The organism is Streptomyces sp. NPDC087440, from assembly GCF_044744005.1.
GTDB lineage: Bacteria > Actinomycetota > Actinomycetes > Streptomycetales > Streptomycetaceae > Streptomyces.
Map to the genome: position 1 here is coordinate 47,627 of NZ_JBIUXN010000003.1, position 15,638 is coordinate 63,264.

Annotated in this window: 19 protein-coding genes; all 19 read left to right on the plus strand. The window is 70.8% G+C overall.

Annotated features, from left to right (window positions below):
* Position 1: 1 nt before the first annotated feature.
* Positions 2-766 carry a hypothetical protein gene (locus tag ACIO3O_RS08460; protein WP_401743556.1) on the plus strand — a complete coding sequence of 255 codons (765 nt, stop codon included), beginning with the start codon at positions 2-4 and terminating at the stop codon, positions 764-766.
* 367 nt (positions 767-1,133) lie between these two features.
* Positions 1,134-1,517 carry a hypothetical protein gene (locus tag ACIO3O_RS08465; RefSeq protein WP_401743559.1) on the plus strand — a complete coding sequence of 128 codons (384 nt, stop codon included), beginning with the start codon at positions 1,134-1,136 and terminating at the stop codon, positions 1,515-1,517.
* The gene (locus ACIO3O_RS08470) at positions 1,514-2,311 is read left to right on the plus strand and encodes a DUF317 domain-containing protein (RefSeq protein WP_401743561.1); all 798 of its coding nucleotides are present in this window, start codon (positions 1,514-1,516) and stop codon (positions 2,309-2,311) included. Before ACIO3O_RS08465 ends, ACIO3O_RS08470 begins: the two co-directional genes overlap by 4 nt.
* Before the next feature lie 26 nt (positions 2,312-2,337).
* Complete coding sequence (locus tag ACIO3O_RS08475) at positions 2,338-2,694, plus strand: hypothetical protein (protein ID WP_401743563.1); 357 nt, start codon at positions 2,338-2,340, stop codon at positions 2,692-2,694.
* Positions 2,685-3,515, plus strand: coding sequence for a DUF317 domain-containing protein (locus ACIO3O_RS08480; RefSeq protein ID WP_401743566.1), 831 nt, complete (start codon positions 2,685-2,687; stop codon positions 3,513-3,515). The genes ACIO3O_RS08475 and ACIO3O_RS08480 overlap by 10 nt, the downstream gene beginning before the upstream one ends.
* A 17-nt stretch (positions 3,516-3,532) precedes the next feature.
* On the plus strand, positions 3,533-4,132 hold the full coding sequence (locus ACIO3O_RS08485; protein ID WP_401743568.1) for a hypothetical protein: 600 nt from the start codon (positions 3,533-3,535) through the stop codon (positions 4,130-4,132).
* A gap of 291 nt (positions 4,133-4,423) precedes the next feature.
* The gene (locus ACIO3O_RS08490; RefSeq protein ID WP_401743571.1) at positions 4,424-4,750 is read left to right on the plus strand and encodes a hypothetical protein; all 327 of its coding nucleotides are present in this window, start codon (positions 4,424-4,426) and stop codon (positions 4,748-4,750) included.
* Between the two features lie 142 nt (positions 4,751-4,892).
* Positions 4,893-5,492, plus strand: a complete 600-nt coding sequence (locus ACIO3O_RS08495; protein WP_401743572.1) for a hypothetical protein — start codon at positions 4,893-4,895, stop codon at positions 5,490-5,492.
* Complete coding sequence (locus ACIO3O_RS08500) at positions 5,493-6,254, plus strand: DUF317 domain-containing protein (protein ID WP_401743574.1); 762 nt, start codon at positions 5,493-5,495, stop codon at positions 6,252-6,254.
* 26 nt (positions 6,255-6,280) lie between these two features.
* Entirely contained in the window at positions 6,281-8,065 is a 1,785-nt protein-coding gene (locus ACIO3O_RS08505; RefSeq protein ID WP_401743575.1) for a type IV secretory system conjugative DNA transfer family protein, read from the plus strand.
* Positions 8,062-8,538, plus strand: a complete 477-nt coding sequence (locus ACIO3O_RS08510) for an XF1762 family protein (protein ID WP_401743577.1) — start codon at positions 8,062-8,064, stop codon at positions 8,536-8,538. Before ACIO3O_RS08505 ends, ACIO3O_RS08510 begins: the two co-directional genes overlap by 4 nt.
* Positions 8,535-9,074 (plus strand): hypothetical protein, encoded by a 540-nt coding sequence (locus ACIO3O_RS08515; protein ID WP_401743580.1) that lies wholly within the window; start codon positions 8,535-8,537, stop codon positions 9,072-9,074. The genes ACIO3O_RS08510 and ACIO3O_RS08515 overlap by 4 nt, the downstream gene beginning before the upstream one ends.
* Entirely contained in the window at positions 9,071-9,844 is a 774-nt protein-coding gene (locus ACIO3O_RS08520; protein ID WP_401743581.1) for a DUF317 domain-containing protein, read from the plus strand. The genes ACIO3O_RS08515 and ACIO3O_RS08520 overlap by 4 nt, the downstream gene beginning before the upstream one ends.
* Positions 9,845-10,070: 226 nt before the next feature.
* Complete coding sequence (locus ACIO3O_RS08525; protein ID WP_401743583.1) at positions 10,071-11,000, plus strand: hypothetical protein; 930 nt, start codon at positions 10,071-10,073, stop codon at positions 10,998-11,000.
* Positions 10,997-11,710, plus strand: a complete 714-nt coding sequence (locus tag ACIO3O_RS08530) for a DUF317 domain-containing protein (RefSeq protein WP_401743585.1) — start codon at positions 10,997-10,999, stop codon at positions 11,708-11,710. The genes ACIO3O_RS08525 and ACIO3O_RS08530 overlap by 4 nt, the downstream gene beginning before the upstream one ends.
* A gap of 197 nt (positions 11,711-11,907) precedes the next feature.
* Complete coding sequence (locus tag ACIO3O_RS08535; protein ID WP_401743586.1) at positions 11,908-12,552, plus strand: hypothetical protein; 645 nt, start codon at positions 11,908-11,910, stop codon at positions 12,550-12,552.
* A gap of 128 nt (positions 12,553-12,680) precedes the next feature.
* Positions 12,681-13,904: a hypothetical protein gene (locus tag ACIO3O_RS08540; RefSeq protein WP_401743587.1), complete on the plus strand. Its 1,224-nt coding sequence runs from the start codon at positions 12,681-12,683 to the stop codon at positions 13,902-13,904.
* Positions 13,905-13,927: 23 nt separating this feature from the next.
* Positions 13,928-14,746, plus strand: coding sequence for a hypothetical protein (locus ACIO3O_RS08545; RefSeq protein WP_401743589.1), 819 nt, complete (start codon positions 13,928-13,930; stop codon positions 14,744-14,746).
* Positions 14,747-14,773: 27 nt separating this feature from the next.
* Positions 14,774-15,613, plus strand: a complete 840-nt coding sequence (locus tag ACIO3O_RS08550) for a hypothetical protein (protein WP_401743591.1) — start codon at positions 14,774-14,776, stop codon at positions 15,611-15,613.
* Positions 15,614-15,638 lie beyond the last annotated feature (25 nt).

Sequence of the window (15,638 nt, forward strand, 5' to 3'; positions counted from 1 at the left end):
CTTGTACAACCACGACCCCGCCTACGACCCCGAACGCCTCGCCTCGTTCGCCGACGTCCTCGCCGGCGAACTGCCCGGCGCCTGGAGCAGCACCTACCACCCGCCGCGCCACAAGGACGAGCTCGCCGACCTCGCCGACCGCATCTGGGACCTGGACCTGGTGGCCGAGTCCCTCGCCGAGCACCCTCTGCTGCACGCGTCCGTCCTCACACGGGACGACGGCGCCCAGCTCGTCGTTCTGGATCGACACGACGCCCAGGACGGCTTCCTCATCGCCGCCGTAGCCCCGCGTCTTCCGGCCGAGGCGTTCCGCGGACTGCATGAACCCAACGGAATCGCCCTCGACCCGGACCCATTCCTGGGTGCCGAAACGGTCTCCCTCGACCTGCTGGCCCGCTACGACGCCTCACTCGCCCAGGCCCGCGTCAACGCCCAAGACCAGGCCACCGACAGCACCCCCGCCCCCTCGGAGCGCCTGGTGCTGGCCTGGCAGGCCGACGGCGGGCTCGCCGCAACCACGTCCAGTCCGACGATCGCGACCGTGCTGCAGGCCAACGGGTTCACCAAGGACGAGAAGAATCGTTCCTTCCGTCTGGGTGGCGGCGACCCCAGCGCCCTGAGCCGCGCCGTCGACAAGACCAGCCGGCAGCTCAGCACGCTGGGCATCTCCACAGCCGTTCAGCACGCCGCCGCTCGAACCGTGCGTCCGGGGACATCACCTGCTCCCGCAGCCCCGGCACCGGCAGCTCCCGCGCGCACACGCTGACGCCTGGACACAACGCCCCGCCCGCCGGCGCCACATGGCACTCGCCACCCACCTCGAAGGCACCCATCGCATCGCCCTGACCGGGGCGATCGGTAGCCGCCCGTAAGCCGTTCTCTTGCCGATTCGCCTCGCGCCCCAGCCGACCACCGCCTGGAGAAACCCGTAACACCCCCCACGCCCCCCTCAATCTCCCGTCACCTCCCCCCTCGCCTCGCCACCGCGCTGTTCCGCCGCTATCTGCGGGCCTGCATCCCCACCAACCCCAGCCGACCCATTCTCCTGGCCGGTGCACGGCCGGAAAGCGTTCTCGACGAGGCCAGGCGAACCGGCAAGACCCCCCTCTGATGCCGCCCTGTTCCGGAGGAACATGCCTCACCCGTACCCCTATCCGTTCTGGCTGGTCGACGAGATATCCCGTCACCTCGGCCAGCTCTCAGCCCATCTCGCGGACCTTCCCGCACGGCAGGCCACCCAGGTCATCGCCCGCGTACTGGACCCCAAAGCTGGTGTTCTGACCGGCGTCGCTCAACTCGTCGGCACCAGCAGCACCTTCGCCCAGCGTGAAGCCGAACGCGGCGCGTTCCCACCGGAGGTCTGGCTCGCCCTCGGCCGCGCCGCGAACGAGCTCGACGCCATCGGCGGCGACCTCGACGACCACCGCGAAGCCATTGCAGCGGCTGGCGCACGGCCGATCAGCACCGCAGCCGTCCAGCCCGCCCCCGCTCCGCTCGTCGTACGGCGGCGCCGATGAGCAAGAAGCAATGGCAAGGATGGGGGCCCGCCGAGCAGGCGCAACAGCACTACCTCGTAGAGCCGCGCAGCCTCGCCGGCGGCGGCGACGTGCGACACGTCGCGGAGTTCCTGCGCGCCTCCGGGTGGACGGACAAGTCCAAGCGGGACCGCATGGTCCTGCACAGCCCCGACCGCAACATCCGAGTCTCCTACGACCCCGTCTCCCACCCGGGCGGCTGGACCATCCACAGCAAGGCCACCGCACACCAGCCCGAATGGGTCGCAGCACTGGGCACGCAGACACCCGTGGAGATCGTCGCCGGTCTGACCGATGCCCTCACGCAACCCCGATCCGCACATGCCCCGAACGTCTGGGCGCCGCTGCAGGAGCAGAAGTGGCGTACCGTCCCGGGGGCCAAGCACTCCACCGCCGCCAGTCCCGACGGAACCGCGTGGATGCAGTTCCGCCAGGAACCCGACGGCCAGGCCATGTGGTGTGCCGGAGCCGGGGACCAGAACGGCAACAGCTGGAGCGCCACCTTCTCCACCACCACGCCGATGCACCTGGTCCAGGCCGTTTCCACCGCGCTCGCCAGCCCTGAGCCGGTAATGCGCCCCCGCGGACGTGTCCCACAGAGTCCGCAGATCCGCACCACCTCCGTCTCCGTCCTCCCCTCCCAGCTGAGCGCCTGGCAACAGCGACGCGTCGACGCCGCCCGCGCCCTCACCTGGGCCCGCAACTGGCGCCCTCGGAAGCCCGGTACGACCGACCCACGGCTCACCACCAGTTACGCCCGTACCGCCCACCGCTGACTTCACCGCATAGCCGAAGGAACCTCGTGTCCGACCTGTCCCCCGCCGATATCCGAGCCGTCACCGAGACCCTGTCCCGGTTCACCGCGTACCTTCGCGGCACCCCCGACCCCCTGCACGCGCTCGCCCTGGCCGAACCCCTGCTCCACGAGGACACCGGCGTCCCCACCCAGCTCGGGGACATCCTCCGCACGCTCTCCAGGATCATCCGCGCCCACCCGGACACCCCGTGCCCCTACCGCCTCTACGATCACACCGAGGCGCTGCGGAACGCCGCGTGGGAGCAGACCGACCAGTACGCCCTTCACTACACCCTGGACGGCATCCGGACCCTGCTGGCCGCTCCGGCGTGCGTCCCGACGGAGCACTGCAGGTGCCGGTAAGCGACCGTCAGCTCGACCAGTTCGCAGCGAAGCACGCCTGGCAGATCCCGTTCGATACGAGCCCGAGGGACCTCGCGGGCCCAGGCGATGCCCGCCATGTCACCCACGGGCTCGCCGCCGCCGGATGGGATCTCGCCACCGATCCGCTGAGCTCCGAGATCGTGCTCCGCAGTCCCGACCTGCGCCACCGCCTCCAGTTCGACCCGCAGCCCGGCACCTCCACCGCTTGGTGGCGGCTGCGGGCCGAGTCCACCGAGACCCAGCCAGGCTGGTACGCCGAATTCGGTGCCCTCGTGCCCGCCGAGATCCTCAGCAGCCTCACCGACAGCCTCGCCTTCCCTCCGTCCGATCCCCTTCCGGACCCCTTCCCTGTGCTGGAAGCCGCTGGGTGGTTGCGCGACTCGCCCAGCACCGCGCACAGCTCCGACGGCCGATGTCACCTCATCACGGAGACGGATCCCCGATACGGACAGACGGAGTGGCGCCTGATCGTCCATGAAGAGGGCTACGGCGAAGCACGGGGCCAACAGATCTGGCACGCCCGCTTCGACAACACCCCGCAGCACCTGGTGTCCGCGTTCATTACCGCGTTCGTCGACCCAACGCCCCTACAGCGCGGCATGTACGAGCGCACCGGCACCTTCTGGACCAACATCACGCAGGAGCAGAGCCCGCTCTCGCCGGATCAGGTCGTCGATGCGCACACCAAGCGTGTCGAAGCGCTCCGCGCGCAGGCACGTGCCGCCGCCCGCCGTCAGCAGCGACTGGCCACCAAAGCGCCCGCCCCGCCGCCGCGCAGCACCGCACCTTCACGCCGCTGACGTGACCGAACTCCACGTTGCACACAGAGGAATCCGCGATCTCCGCACCCGCTGCCCACCACCGTGAGCTGCTCGACAGGCTCACCCGCTACCTGAACGACAGCGAGAAGATCCTCGCCGCCTGGAATATCTACTTCGCCAATCGGGTCAACGAGAAGGGGTGGCCGCTCGACGGGCATGCCTACGGGCTCCGGGCCAGCCGCCGCGACGCCGAGACCGAAAGAGCCTTTCAGCCGCTGCGCGCGGGCGCGCACTACCTGCTTGCCGTCGCGGAAAAGCAACTGGTGACGCTCCCTGCCCGCTCCGTACACGAGGGATGGGTGTGGAAGCTCGGCAGCCTGCGCACCGCCCTTACCTCTCTGGACGGACTCGCCGCCGAGTGGCATCAGACCCGGCAGCGTCTGGGCCCGAACGCAGGCCCTGGCACGTCCTGGTACGAGGCCGCCCTCGCCGAGCACCACTTCGAGTCCGGGGGCTACCTCTACGACTGGGCCCGCCACGGCCACGCCCTCCTCGACATTCACTCCGCCGCCCAGACGGCCCCCTCGGTGCTGGCCCCGCCGCCGAAGGCGGTCGCCTCGCCGACTGCAGCCCCGGTCACCAGGTCACGCGGCTGACTCGCCCGTCCTGGACAGCCCCTCACCTTCCGCGAAAGAGACACCTCCATTCCGCCCTCCCTTGACCCCCACCGCACCCAGCTCCACCACCTCGACCGCTACCTGCGGGAAAGTCGGCGGATCCTCGACTCCTGGGACGCGTACTCGGACGAGCACACCGACCCCGACGGCTGGCCGCACGACCAGGACGCCTACGGGCTTCGCGCCAGCCGCCGCGACGCCGAGACGGCCGCAGCGTTCGAGACCGTCCACCAGGGTGCCCACCGTCTCCTCGCCACCACGAGAACGCGGTTGGCCGACCTTCCCCGACACGCGGTACAGAACCGCTGGACCTGGCAACTCGACACTCTGAGCGACGCCCTGGAGCATCTCGACGAGCTGCACGACGAGTGGCTGAAGACCGTCGACGCCCTACCCGCCGACGCCAGCCCTGGCACCCCCGCCTACGAGGACACCCTGGCCGAATACCACGCCGAAGCCTGGACCTACCTCGAAGACTGGCTCAGCCACGGCTACATCGTCAGGGAGATCCACACCGCATCCCGCCGTACCGCTGCGGTGCTCACGCGGGCGCCGGTCGCCGCGACCGTGCATGCGGCCAAGACGGCTCGCCGCTGACCACCGCACTCCCGGGGTGGCATAACCAGCTGCGGCGCCCCGGAAGTGCCGGACAGACCCGACCAGTACGGGACGCACCGCGCTGGACTGCCTCCGCCCTGGTAGGACCTGTCACGATCCCCCTCGCTGAAAGCCCTCTCCCGTGCCGACCTTCAATCCCCAACCACTCGCCCACCCCTGGCACGAGCAACCGCCGCCCCGCTGGGTCGCCCTCAACTCGTACATGTACGAGATCAAGCAGATCCGCACCGAGTGGAACTCCTACGCCACGGCCCACAGCGACGCCCGGGGCCGCCCTCACGACCGCACCGTGTTCGCCCAGGTGAGAGATGCCCGTAACGCAGCGGCATGGAAGTCCTTCCTGAACATCGAAGCCCAGGTCGGTCACATGCTGCGCTCGGCCAAGCACAAGGTGCGCTCCCTTCCCCCAGCGCAGATCGAGAGCCACTGGACGCCCCAGCTCACGAAGCTCGACAAGGCCCTCGTACGTCTCGACGACGCCCTCGACGACTGGACAGTGGAGTGGGCCACTGCGGATCCGCCGTGGCCCAGGGGCGGCCCCGAGCGCCAGCACTCGCTGGCCCGAAGGCACGCAAGGAGCTGGAGACCGCTGACCACCTGGGCCGACCACGGGCAGGCGCTGTTCGACATCTGCTCGCCTTCGCGGGCCAGTACGTCTCCCCCGGCACGCACCGTGGCTCTGCCGCTGTCCCGACCGAGTGCCCACCGACAGGGGCGCTGAATGACACCGGAAGAATCGTTCACCCAGAAGCTCGTGGCACCGCGCGCGCTGGCCGGCATCGGCGATATCCGCTGGCTCTCCATGCCCCTCCACCAGGTGTACGGCTGGACAGCCTCACGTGACCCGCTGACGCCTTCGGTGCTGCTGACCAGCCCCGACCAGCAGGCCCAGGTGCGGCTCAATCCCCACCCCGACACCCGGTGGTGGGACATCTGGCACGCCGCCACCCCAGGCCGTCCCGCCTGGTCCGTCAGCGCCGGTTCCCGCACGCCGGTGGAAATCCTCGCCGCGCTGACCGACGCACTGACCGACCCACAGCCTGCACCGCCAGGACGGGACCTCCACCCGTACGACCTCCTGTCCGAAGCCGGGTGGGGAAGCTCCGGCCAGCACGACGGTCTCACCTCCCCCGACGGGTACACCGACGTCGAAGTCGGTTACAGCGCCTTGAACGTCGAGACCGCCGTCAACGGGGACCCCGAAGGCCAGGTCTGGGAGGCGTACCTGACACGCAGCACCCCGCTGCCGCTCGTCAACGCCTTCCTCCAGGCGGTCGCCGACACCGAACCACTGCCCCGCGACCCCAGCGACATCCCCTTCGTCGTACGCCAGCACCTCACGACCCGCACCCGGCACGTCACCGAGCCCGAGATCCACCTGCCGCTGGAGCGCCGCATGACGGCACTGGCCGCACGCTCGACCACATCCCCGGGACCGCCAGCCCCTCAGCAGCCACCACCGCCACGACGGCGCACGCGCTGACCCATGCCCTCTCCCCCTGGAAGCCCTTGACCCGCACGCCCTCCACCGATGGCACCGACTTCGCCTTCAAAGCGCTGCTCGGCGTTGTTGCCATCGCCGTCCCCTTGGCCCATCTCGCCTGGCTCGGCGGAAACCTCGCCGCCTGGCTGACCGACACCCCCACCGCCGCGTACCAGCCGACCCAGTCGCTTCTCCATCCTGATCAGCTCTGGCCGGCCACCGGATCCACCCTCCTGCTCATCGCCACACGTATCGCCCCTGCCGTTCTCCTGGCCGCGCTCGCCCTCGTCGTCGGCCTGCTCTGGGCCCGGCGCAGAAACGCCGGAGGCGGAAGGAAGAAACGTATCTCTGGCATGGCGAAGCGCGGGGACATCCAGCCGCTGCTCATCAAGGCGACCACCGCGAAGGCCCGCTCGCTGCGACCGAGCCTGAAAGACGCCAAGGCCCTCGCGCCCGCCGACACCGGCATCCTGATCGGCAACCTGCAGGGAACGAAAACCGAACTCCGCATGGGGTACGAGGACGTGTGCGTGGCGATCATGGCACCGCGGTCCGGCAAGACGACCTCGCTGGCCATCCCGTCGATCCTGGCTGCCCCAGGACCTGTCCTACTCACCTCCAACAAGGCCGCCAACGACGCCTTCACCGCCTGCCTGGACGCCCGCGCACAGAAGGGCCGGACGTGGACCATGGACCCGCAGCAGATCGCGCATGCCGACCGGACCATGTGGTGGAACCCGCTGGCCACCGCGAAGACCCTCGACGGGGCGAACCGGCTTGCCTCGCACTTCCTCGCCGCGTCTGTGGACGCCTCGCAGTCGGGCGACTTCTGGTCGAAGGCAGGCAGCAACATCCTCGCCCAGTTGCTGCTGGCCGCCGCCCTCGACGAGCGGCCGATCACCGACGTGATGGCATGGTTGGCCTTTCCCGCCGACCGCGCCCCGCTCGACGTACTTCGGGACCACCAATTCCATTCCGTAGCAGCTCAGTTGAAGGGAACAGTTGAGGGGCCGCCGGAGACAAGAGACGGAATCTACGAGACGGCACGCCAGTACGCGTCAGCCCTGCTGAACGCAGATATCGCCGCCTGGGTGACCCCGCAGAAGGGCGTCGACGAATTCCAGCCCGCCGAATTCGTCACCAGTACCGACGCCCTGTTCCTCTTGTCGAAGGACGGCGGAGGTGGAGCGAGCGCCTTGATCGCAGCGTGCGCCGACGCGGTCATGCGGGCCGCAACTGCGCAGGCAGAACGCGCCGGTGGGCGTCTCGATCCGCCCATGCTGGCCATCCTCGATGAAGCCGCGAACGTCTGCAAAATCTCCGATCTCCCGGATCTGTATTCACACTTGGGGTCGCGCGGCATCATCCCCATGACCATCCTCCAGTCGTACCGGCAGGGACAGAAAACGTGGGGTGATGCGGGAATGGACAGCATGTGGAGCGCGTCCACCATCAAAATCATCGGTTCCGGCATCGACGACCCCGACTTCGCCGACAAACTGTCCCGGCTGATCGGCGATCACGATGTGGCCACCACGTCCACCTCGCACTCGGAATCGGGGAAGAGCACCTCGGTGTCCATGCGCCAGGAGCGCATCCTTCCGGCCGACGCGATCCGCGCCCTGCCGAAGGGCACCGCGATCTGCTTCGCCACCGGACTGCGCGCCGCCATGGTCGATCTGCGTCCCTGGTACGCCGAGCCCGGCGCCGACGAAGTGGCAGCCGCGTCCGCGCGCGCGGCCCAGGCCATCACGGAGCGCGCGCTGGCCAAGCAGCCGTTGGGACAGGCCGACTTCGGGAAGGCCGCGTGAGCGAGAACCGTCTGCACGTGGTGCCGGTCCGTTCGCGGGCGGCGAAGGACTTCGTGCGCGCCTGGCACCGCCACCACCCGCCGTCGGCCGGGCAGGTCTTCGCGGTGGGTGCTGCTGACGACACGGGGGTCCTGCGGGCGGTGGCGGTCGTCGGACGCCCGGTGGCACGCCACCTCGACGACGGCGCCACGCTCGAAGTCACCCGGATCGCCACCGACGGCGTCCGCAACGCCAATTCCCTGCTGCTCGGAGCGTCCTGGCGGGCGGCCAAGGCTCTTGGGTACCGGCGCCTGGTCACCTACACCCAGGAGAGCGAGGGCGGCGCGTCGCTGCGCGGCGCCGGATGGCGTCTGATCGCCCGGCGCCCTGCCCGCCGCGGTTGGCACACCGCCGCCCGGCCCCGTACCGATCATCGCAATGACCAGGTCGCCCGCCTGCTGTGGCAGGCACCTGGCCCTGAACTCCCGGAGTGACTCTGCCTCTGTACGAACCCGTCGATCTGGAAGACATGCTGCCGCGTCAGGCCGTGGACGCCGTCACCGCTGACATGCACGAGCACAAGATCACCGCCGACCCCACCGGGGTCTTCCACGCCAGTCGGCACACCGCGCTCCTGAGCCACGTCACCGCGCAGCTGGCCGCCGCCGTCGAGTACCAGCTCACCCCGAACGCCTTCGGCTTGCCGCCCGCCGCCGTCCTCGCCCAGGCGGCCACCCACCTCGGGCGGGCCGTCGCCCACCACTGCCAGGCCCTCGAACAGGTCGTCACCCTGGCCACCAGCGCACAGGACACCCTCCCGCAGCAGGTCGCCGCCCTCGGCCAGCACCGCGCCCTGGGCGTCCACCTCAGCAACGCGCACGCCGCCCTGACGGAAGCCCGCCTCCTCCTGCACGCCCCACCGACACCCGCCGCCCCGGACGCCCACCAGCCGTCCCGCTCCACCGGAATCGCTCCGGCGCCTCCCGTGGCCGGAGTCCGGCCTGCCGGCGGCGAGCACACGCGCCGATGACGCAACCCGCCCGTGACGACCGTGTGCTGGTCGCACCCCGGTATCTGGCCGGCGGCGGACTGTCCCGGCTCGCGTGGGCGCTCCATCCCCTCCTTCACGACTTCGGCTGGTCCGTCAAACGGGTGCACAGCGCAGGACGCATCACCCTGTACAGCCCCCACCGGGCGCTGACGGTCACCTTCGACCCGACGCAGGACGAGGACCGCTGGTGGACGATCGCGCACCGCAGCACGGATGAGGAGGCCGACTCCTGGGAAGCCGTCTTCGGCCAGCACACGCCCATCGAGGCGGTCGCCGCCACCCTCCAGCTCCTGCCGCTCCTCACCGGCGACGCACGGCACCTGGAACGGCTGGGCCTCCTCCACGAGGACTCCCCCGGCCAGCTCGCCGCAGCCCGGGGCTGGACGGCGTCCGCCAGTGCCAAAGGCGAGCGGTTCACCTCCCCCGGGCTCCGCTGCACCCTCCTGTATGCCCGGGGGGAACGCGACGGGTGCTGGTTCGTCGAGACGTCGGCGCCCAAGGAGGCTGCCGCCGCATGGCGGGCCGCCTTCGACGCTGCCGTACCCGAGGGGCTCGTCCGGCGCTTCTTCGCGAACATCTCCGGCCCCATGCCCGCGGAACGCCTGGCAACGGAAATCCCGCCGGCGCTGGCGGACATGCCAGGGACCCGGATGCTCCCCTCCCTGCCGCCCCGCGCGGCCCCGCTCCGCACCAGCCCTCCCACCACCAGCGCCCGCCCACGGGCACCGTCGGTGCGTCGTCTCCGCTAGCCCGCAGCCCGGTGCCCTGGGCCTCGCACGGCACCCGACCACCGCGGCGTGACCTGGCGCACCGCACCACATCCCACGAAACGAGCCTCCTCTGCCTCACCTCCACCTCGTCACCGCCGAGGGCAGCACCCTCGGCCCGTACCTCGCCCTCTCGAACGCCGGGACGCTGAGCGGGTACGACACGCTCACCGTCTCCCGGGAAACCGCCCAGCAGATCGCTGCGGAGGTGAACGCGGACCCCAGTGGCCTGCGTGCCGAATGGCACGGCCACCACCTCCACTTCCTCGCGGACCCGGGGTACTCAGGGACCGCCTTCGCCCACACCGTGACACCGAACTGGGACGGCCACTACGCGCTCCCGAACATGTGGCCCTGGGAAACCTGGGACGGCGACCGCGAGCAGACCAGCACCCAACACGCCTACGCCCAGGGCGCGACCGGCCAGCTCGTACCCGAGGGGGCGGCCAATGACGACGTCGCCGCGTGGCAGCGAGGCCGCGCCGACGTGCTCACCCTGCGCACGCGGGCCACCGATCTACCGCGCCCCGGCACAGGCGGGCTGGGTGAATCCCTGTCGAAGGGGTTCGGCGTCCTGTTCGGCAGCGACCTCGACGGCACACCGCTGATCACCGTGCACCCCCGCGCTGCGCACGCCGTCCCCGTCCTGCTCCGCCACCACATGATCCCGGCAGCCACGGCGCTGACCTTCACCACCCCCACGAACACCCGTGACGACGTGGTCGCGGACGCCTACGGCGCGCTTATCGAGGCCGGGACGCACGCGGTGTACCTGATGAACACACCCCTGCTGGGCGGCCAGTTCCAGCATGATGTGCGGTTCCAGCACACCCCGCACGGCCTCATCGCGGCCACCGTGCTCGACCCGGTCGTGCGGGAAACCCTGCTGCAGTGCGCCTTCCGCGAGGTCGACGTCAACCACTCCTGGCGCGAGCGCACGTACCTGCTCCCCCGGGACATCGGACAGCCCCTGGCAGCTGTCGAGCGGGCCTACACCTCGCTGCTGGCACGCGGACGCAGCGTGGCCGTGCGCAATCTGCTGGCCGACCCCCTCGTTCCCGCCACGGCACCGCCCTCCATCCTGGGGGTGCCGCGCCCTGTTCCGCAGCCCGCCGGGATCCCGGCGGTGCGCCGATGACCCAGTTCGCCCCTGATGCCCGGGTGATGGTCTCCCCGCGGTACATGGCCGGTGCCGGGGACCGGGTCGCCGACGTGATCGGCCCGCTCATCCACCTGTTCGGCTGGAAGTACGAGCACGACCCCGCCGCCGGACACGTCACGATCGACAGCCCCGACGGCACCCTGTTCGTCGACTTCACCCCGCTGCACCCGCTCGGCCAGCAGGTCACGGTGGCCCACCACGAGCCCCACTGGGAGATGACGTTCAGCCGGCAGTCCCCCCTGGAAGCGGTCGCCGCCGTCACCCAGGCGCTGCCTCAGCTGCACGGCGACCGGCGGCACGCCGAGCGCATTCCGATCACGGACATGTCCCTGGACCAGCTCGCCCGCCTGAACGGGTGGTCGGCCGAAGACGGCACCCTCACCTCACCCGATCTGTACTGCCGACTGGAGCACGCGCCCGACCAGCGCGTCGCCTGGCGGGTGGAGCACCTCTACTTCGAGAACGCGCCGCTGGCCACCTTCACGCAGGACACCCCCAAGGAACTCGTCGGCAACTACTTCTCCCACCTGGCCTCGTCCCTGGCGGTGGAGCGGACCTTCGCCGACGTCCCCCTCAGCACACGGTTCGAGCACAGCTCCCTGATCACACCCGTCCACAACGCCGCGATCAATCCGCACATCCAGCACGCCCTCGCCCAGCTCTCCCACCCCGGCCGGCACCGCTGACCCCGCCCCCTCCCGCCCTGGAGCCACCCCTGACCGAGAACACCGACCCTCTGGAGCCCGCCGAGCAACTCCTTGCCCTGGCAGGGGACTTCACCCGCTTCAACGACAGCCACCAGCTCCGCGGGGCACCCTTCACCACCCAGCTGACCACGCAGACGGACACAGCTCAGCGCCTGGCCCGAGCAGCCCTACGCATCGTGGACACGCTCAACGCCCAGCCGATGTACCACAGTCCCGAGATCCGCGCGGTGTACGCGCGGGTGCGCCAGCTCGCCCAGCTCGCCACCGATGCAGCAGACCACCTCCTCGACGCCTTCGACATCCTGGAGACCACCCGCGCAGGGCTTCCGCTGGAACTCGGCGACGACTTCCTGGCGGTCCTGTCCGAGCAGGAGGCCCGCCGGGAAGCCGGCCGCCGCTTCACCCTCGTCGCCAGCCTCACCGCCCTTGGCGCCCCGGACGCCCTGGCAACCGCCGAGCGATACGTCATCGAACGCCGGAACCGGGGGGTCGTGTCCGCGTACCGGCCCCCTGCCCTGTCCCCCGCGCAGCACACCACGCTGCGCGCGGTGGCCCAAGGGGATGTGTCACTCACCAACGACGGCCCCTACCTGCGCCGCGAGGACATCCGCGTCAGCATCAGCACCATCCGCGCACTGGAAAGCCGCGGCCTGGTGATGCGCGCGGACTGCCCGGACTGGGACCGCCACGAACGCGTCCACCTCAGCGCAGACGGGCGCCGCGACCTCGCCGCCTCCTTCGCGCGGCCACAGCCCACCACCCTGACCACCACACAACCCGCCGCCCCGCGACCGGCGGCCACTGCCAGCCGCTCTCGCTGATCCCCCCACCCCGGCCCGAGGCCCAAGGTCCGGGTAAGCCCCCCTGCACCATACGGCGTCGCTCCCCCTGCGGCCGATCTGAATTCCCTCCACACGAATCGCACCAACTTCCCCTGCAGGAGACGCTCTTGGCTCTGCCCGACCATTTCGACGTGACCATCGCCTGCACCCCTGACGGCCGGCAGGGCCACTTCTTCCTGTTGCTCGCCCCACACGTCGCCCGGCGCGGTGACGTCCAACGCGCCCTGCACGATGCGGGTTTCACCTCACGCATGTATCAGGGACAGCACCTCGCCGTTCTGCCGGACGGGATATCCGTCGACGACGCGTACGACGCCGTTGACGAGCAGATCCTGCTCGATCTGCACCGCATGGGGTTCGCCTCGGTGGACCTGCGGGGCACCACGCGCACCATCGAGATCCGTGACCCGGCGGGCCTGGCCTTCGTCACCTTCAGCCTCATCCCCGACCGGACCACCGCCATGCTCGTTCCCTACATCCAGCGGACGGCCCCCGCTTTCGACCTGCCCGCTGCCCTCACCGACAACCACTTCACCCTGGCCGTCCTCGACGGGCGGACCGTCTTTCAACTGCCGCCGCAGATGCCGGAAGAGCAGCGGGTCGCTGCGGTCCTGGCCGCGGTTGACGACCTGGACGAAATGGGTGCCGCAGCTTCCATCGACGCCGGTGTCCCGACCGGGGCCCTGCGGGCATCCCACGGCACGGACACGCTCCCAGCGTTCGCCCTCTTCGACGAGCTGGATGCGGTCCTGGGGTCCACCACCGACGAGGGCATCCCCTTCGCCGTCGTCAGCGAATCGCTCCGCCCGCGCGCACATCCCCTGCTCACCGACGCGGGATTCGTCCCGGCGGTATTCCAGGACCGCATCGTCTACCAGCTGACTCCCCCGAGGGCAGCGCCGGAGGACGGCGGCACCGCACGGAACGAGGCGCTCCTCGCCGCCTATCAGGGGCTGCTGGCTCTCTCCCCGAACATCGTGAACCTGGCCACTCCCGCATACCGCCGGGCGGGGCCGCTGCCCGACGTCTTTGTGGACCTGACCGGCGTCGTGGCCACTGCGGTGGCCCGCCATCCCGACGGGCGCGAGGTCCTCGAACGCCACGGTTTCACCCTCACCGCCCCCGGCCTCGCCCTCCAACTGCCCTACCTGCGCCCGGCAGCGGTTCTGGGCACCGTGCTGGACGTCGACACCGACCTGCACCTGGCCGGGCAACGCGTCGGCATCGACTTCGGCATGCCACGCCTGCACCCGACGCCAGCCCGTCAGCCCGCCACCGGCCCCACGCCCGTCCCCTGCCTCCCGCCGCCCACGGCCGGCCACCGCCGCTGACCACCGCCCTGAAACGGAGCCCCTTGGACACCGCCTCTGACGATAAGCAGCTGTTCGACGTGGCACCGCCGCCGAGCCTGCCTGACCGCATCCTGGCCCTGGCCGGTGACTTCGCCCGCCACCACGACCTGCTCGCCGACCACCGCCTGAACACCCCCTCCAGCGCATCCCAGCTGACCGCCCCCCGCACCTCCGCCGAGCGCCTCGTGCGGCTGACCCGCGACCTGCTCCACGAGATCACCGCCGCCCTCCCCCGCCACCGGCCCCTCGTCCGCGACTGCACCGCCCGTCTACGCCAGCTCACTCACCTCACCGAGATGGCCGCCGCTCAACTCGACGGTCTCCAGCGCACGCTGGAAACCGGCGCACCGGCCACCCACAGCACCGCGATCACCGGGGCCCGCGCTCTCACCCGCCTCGCCGCCGAGGACCTCACCACGTGCGCCGCCGCCGTCGCCCACGAACTGCGTGCCCGCGGGATCCAGGACCTCAGCACGCAGGCCCTGCCCCTGTCCACGACGGAGAACGACGCGCTGTCAGCGGTCGCCTGCGGACACGTCGCGCTGAATGACCCCCAGAAGTCGCCGTCCGTCGAATCCCGCGTCCCGGTGGCCATCAAGACCCTTCGTGGACTCGCCGCACAGGGGCTGATCGAGTCGGTTCCCATCCCCCGCGCGTACGACTGGCTCGAACAGGACCGCCTCCACCTGACCGACACCGGCCGCGCCCACCTCGCCGGACTGGCCAGCCGCCCGACCAGCGCCGCGCCGACGGCCGCGCGCCTCCTCTCCGCAACGCCCGCCGCCTCCCCGGCCCCCGGACCTGCCGTCCCCCGCCGCTGACCCGGCCCGCACAGAACCCGCCACGCCATGCCCCTGCCCCCCGGCGAAAGCGAGCCTCTGCACGCGCTCGCCGACCGCTTCGACACCCTGTACATCCGCCTCGACGACCTCCCGCCCGCAGACGCCGCGGAGTACCTGCCCGGCCTGCGCCGCCTCCTCGCCGACGCCCACGACCTGACCAATGACGCCCTGCACCTGCTGTTCAACCTCAGCAACCCCGCATCGCACCCTGGCTCCGTCCCCGTCAGCCCCGTCGCTCTCATGACCCTTGGCACCGCCGTGACCCGCTCGGCATCCGTCAGCACCGACCTCGCCAACGCCGCAGCTGCCCAGGTCATGCGGAGTGCGGCACAGCGCCAGCCCGCCACTCCACCTTCCACGCGCCAGGACACCGCGCAGCCCTATGACGCATCGGTCGAGAAGGCTCTCGACAGCCTGGAGGACTGCGCCGAGGGATGCCGCATCGCCGCCCGGCTCGCCACCCACCAACCGCAGCCCGCGCGCGTACCGCTGCACCTCGCCGTCTCCACACCGGCCGCCGACATCGGCCGGTCCCTCACCTCGTACCAGCACGCGGCGCTTCATACGATCGCGCAGGGACAGGCCACCCTGCGGCAAACCGCGGGCGGACGCAGGTACATCAGCGCACCGGGCGGCAGGGAAATCCTGCTGACCACCTACGAAGCGCTCGCCAGGAACGGCCTCGCGACACGGGACACCCGCACCCCGCTCGCGTTCGGCCAGCCCCTGACCACCACCGATCTCGGCCAGCGCACCCTGGCACACCTCCCGCCCGCACCCACCGCTCCCGTGCCGGGCCACCCCCTGCGGTCCATTCCCGCGCCCGCGACCAGCCCCCGCCACTGACCCAGCCTCCTCCGACATCAGGAAC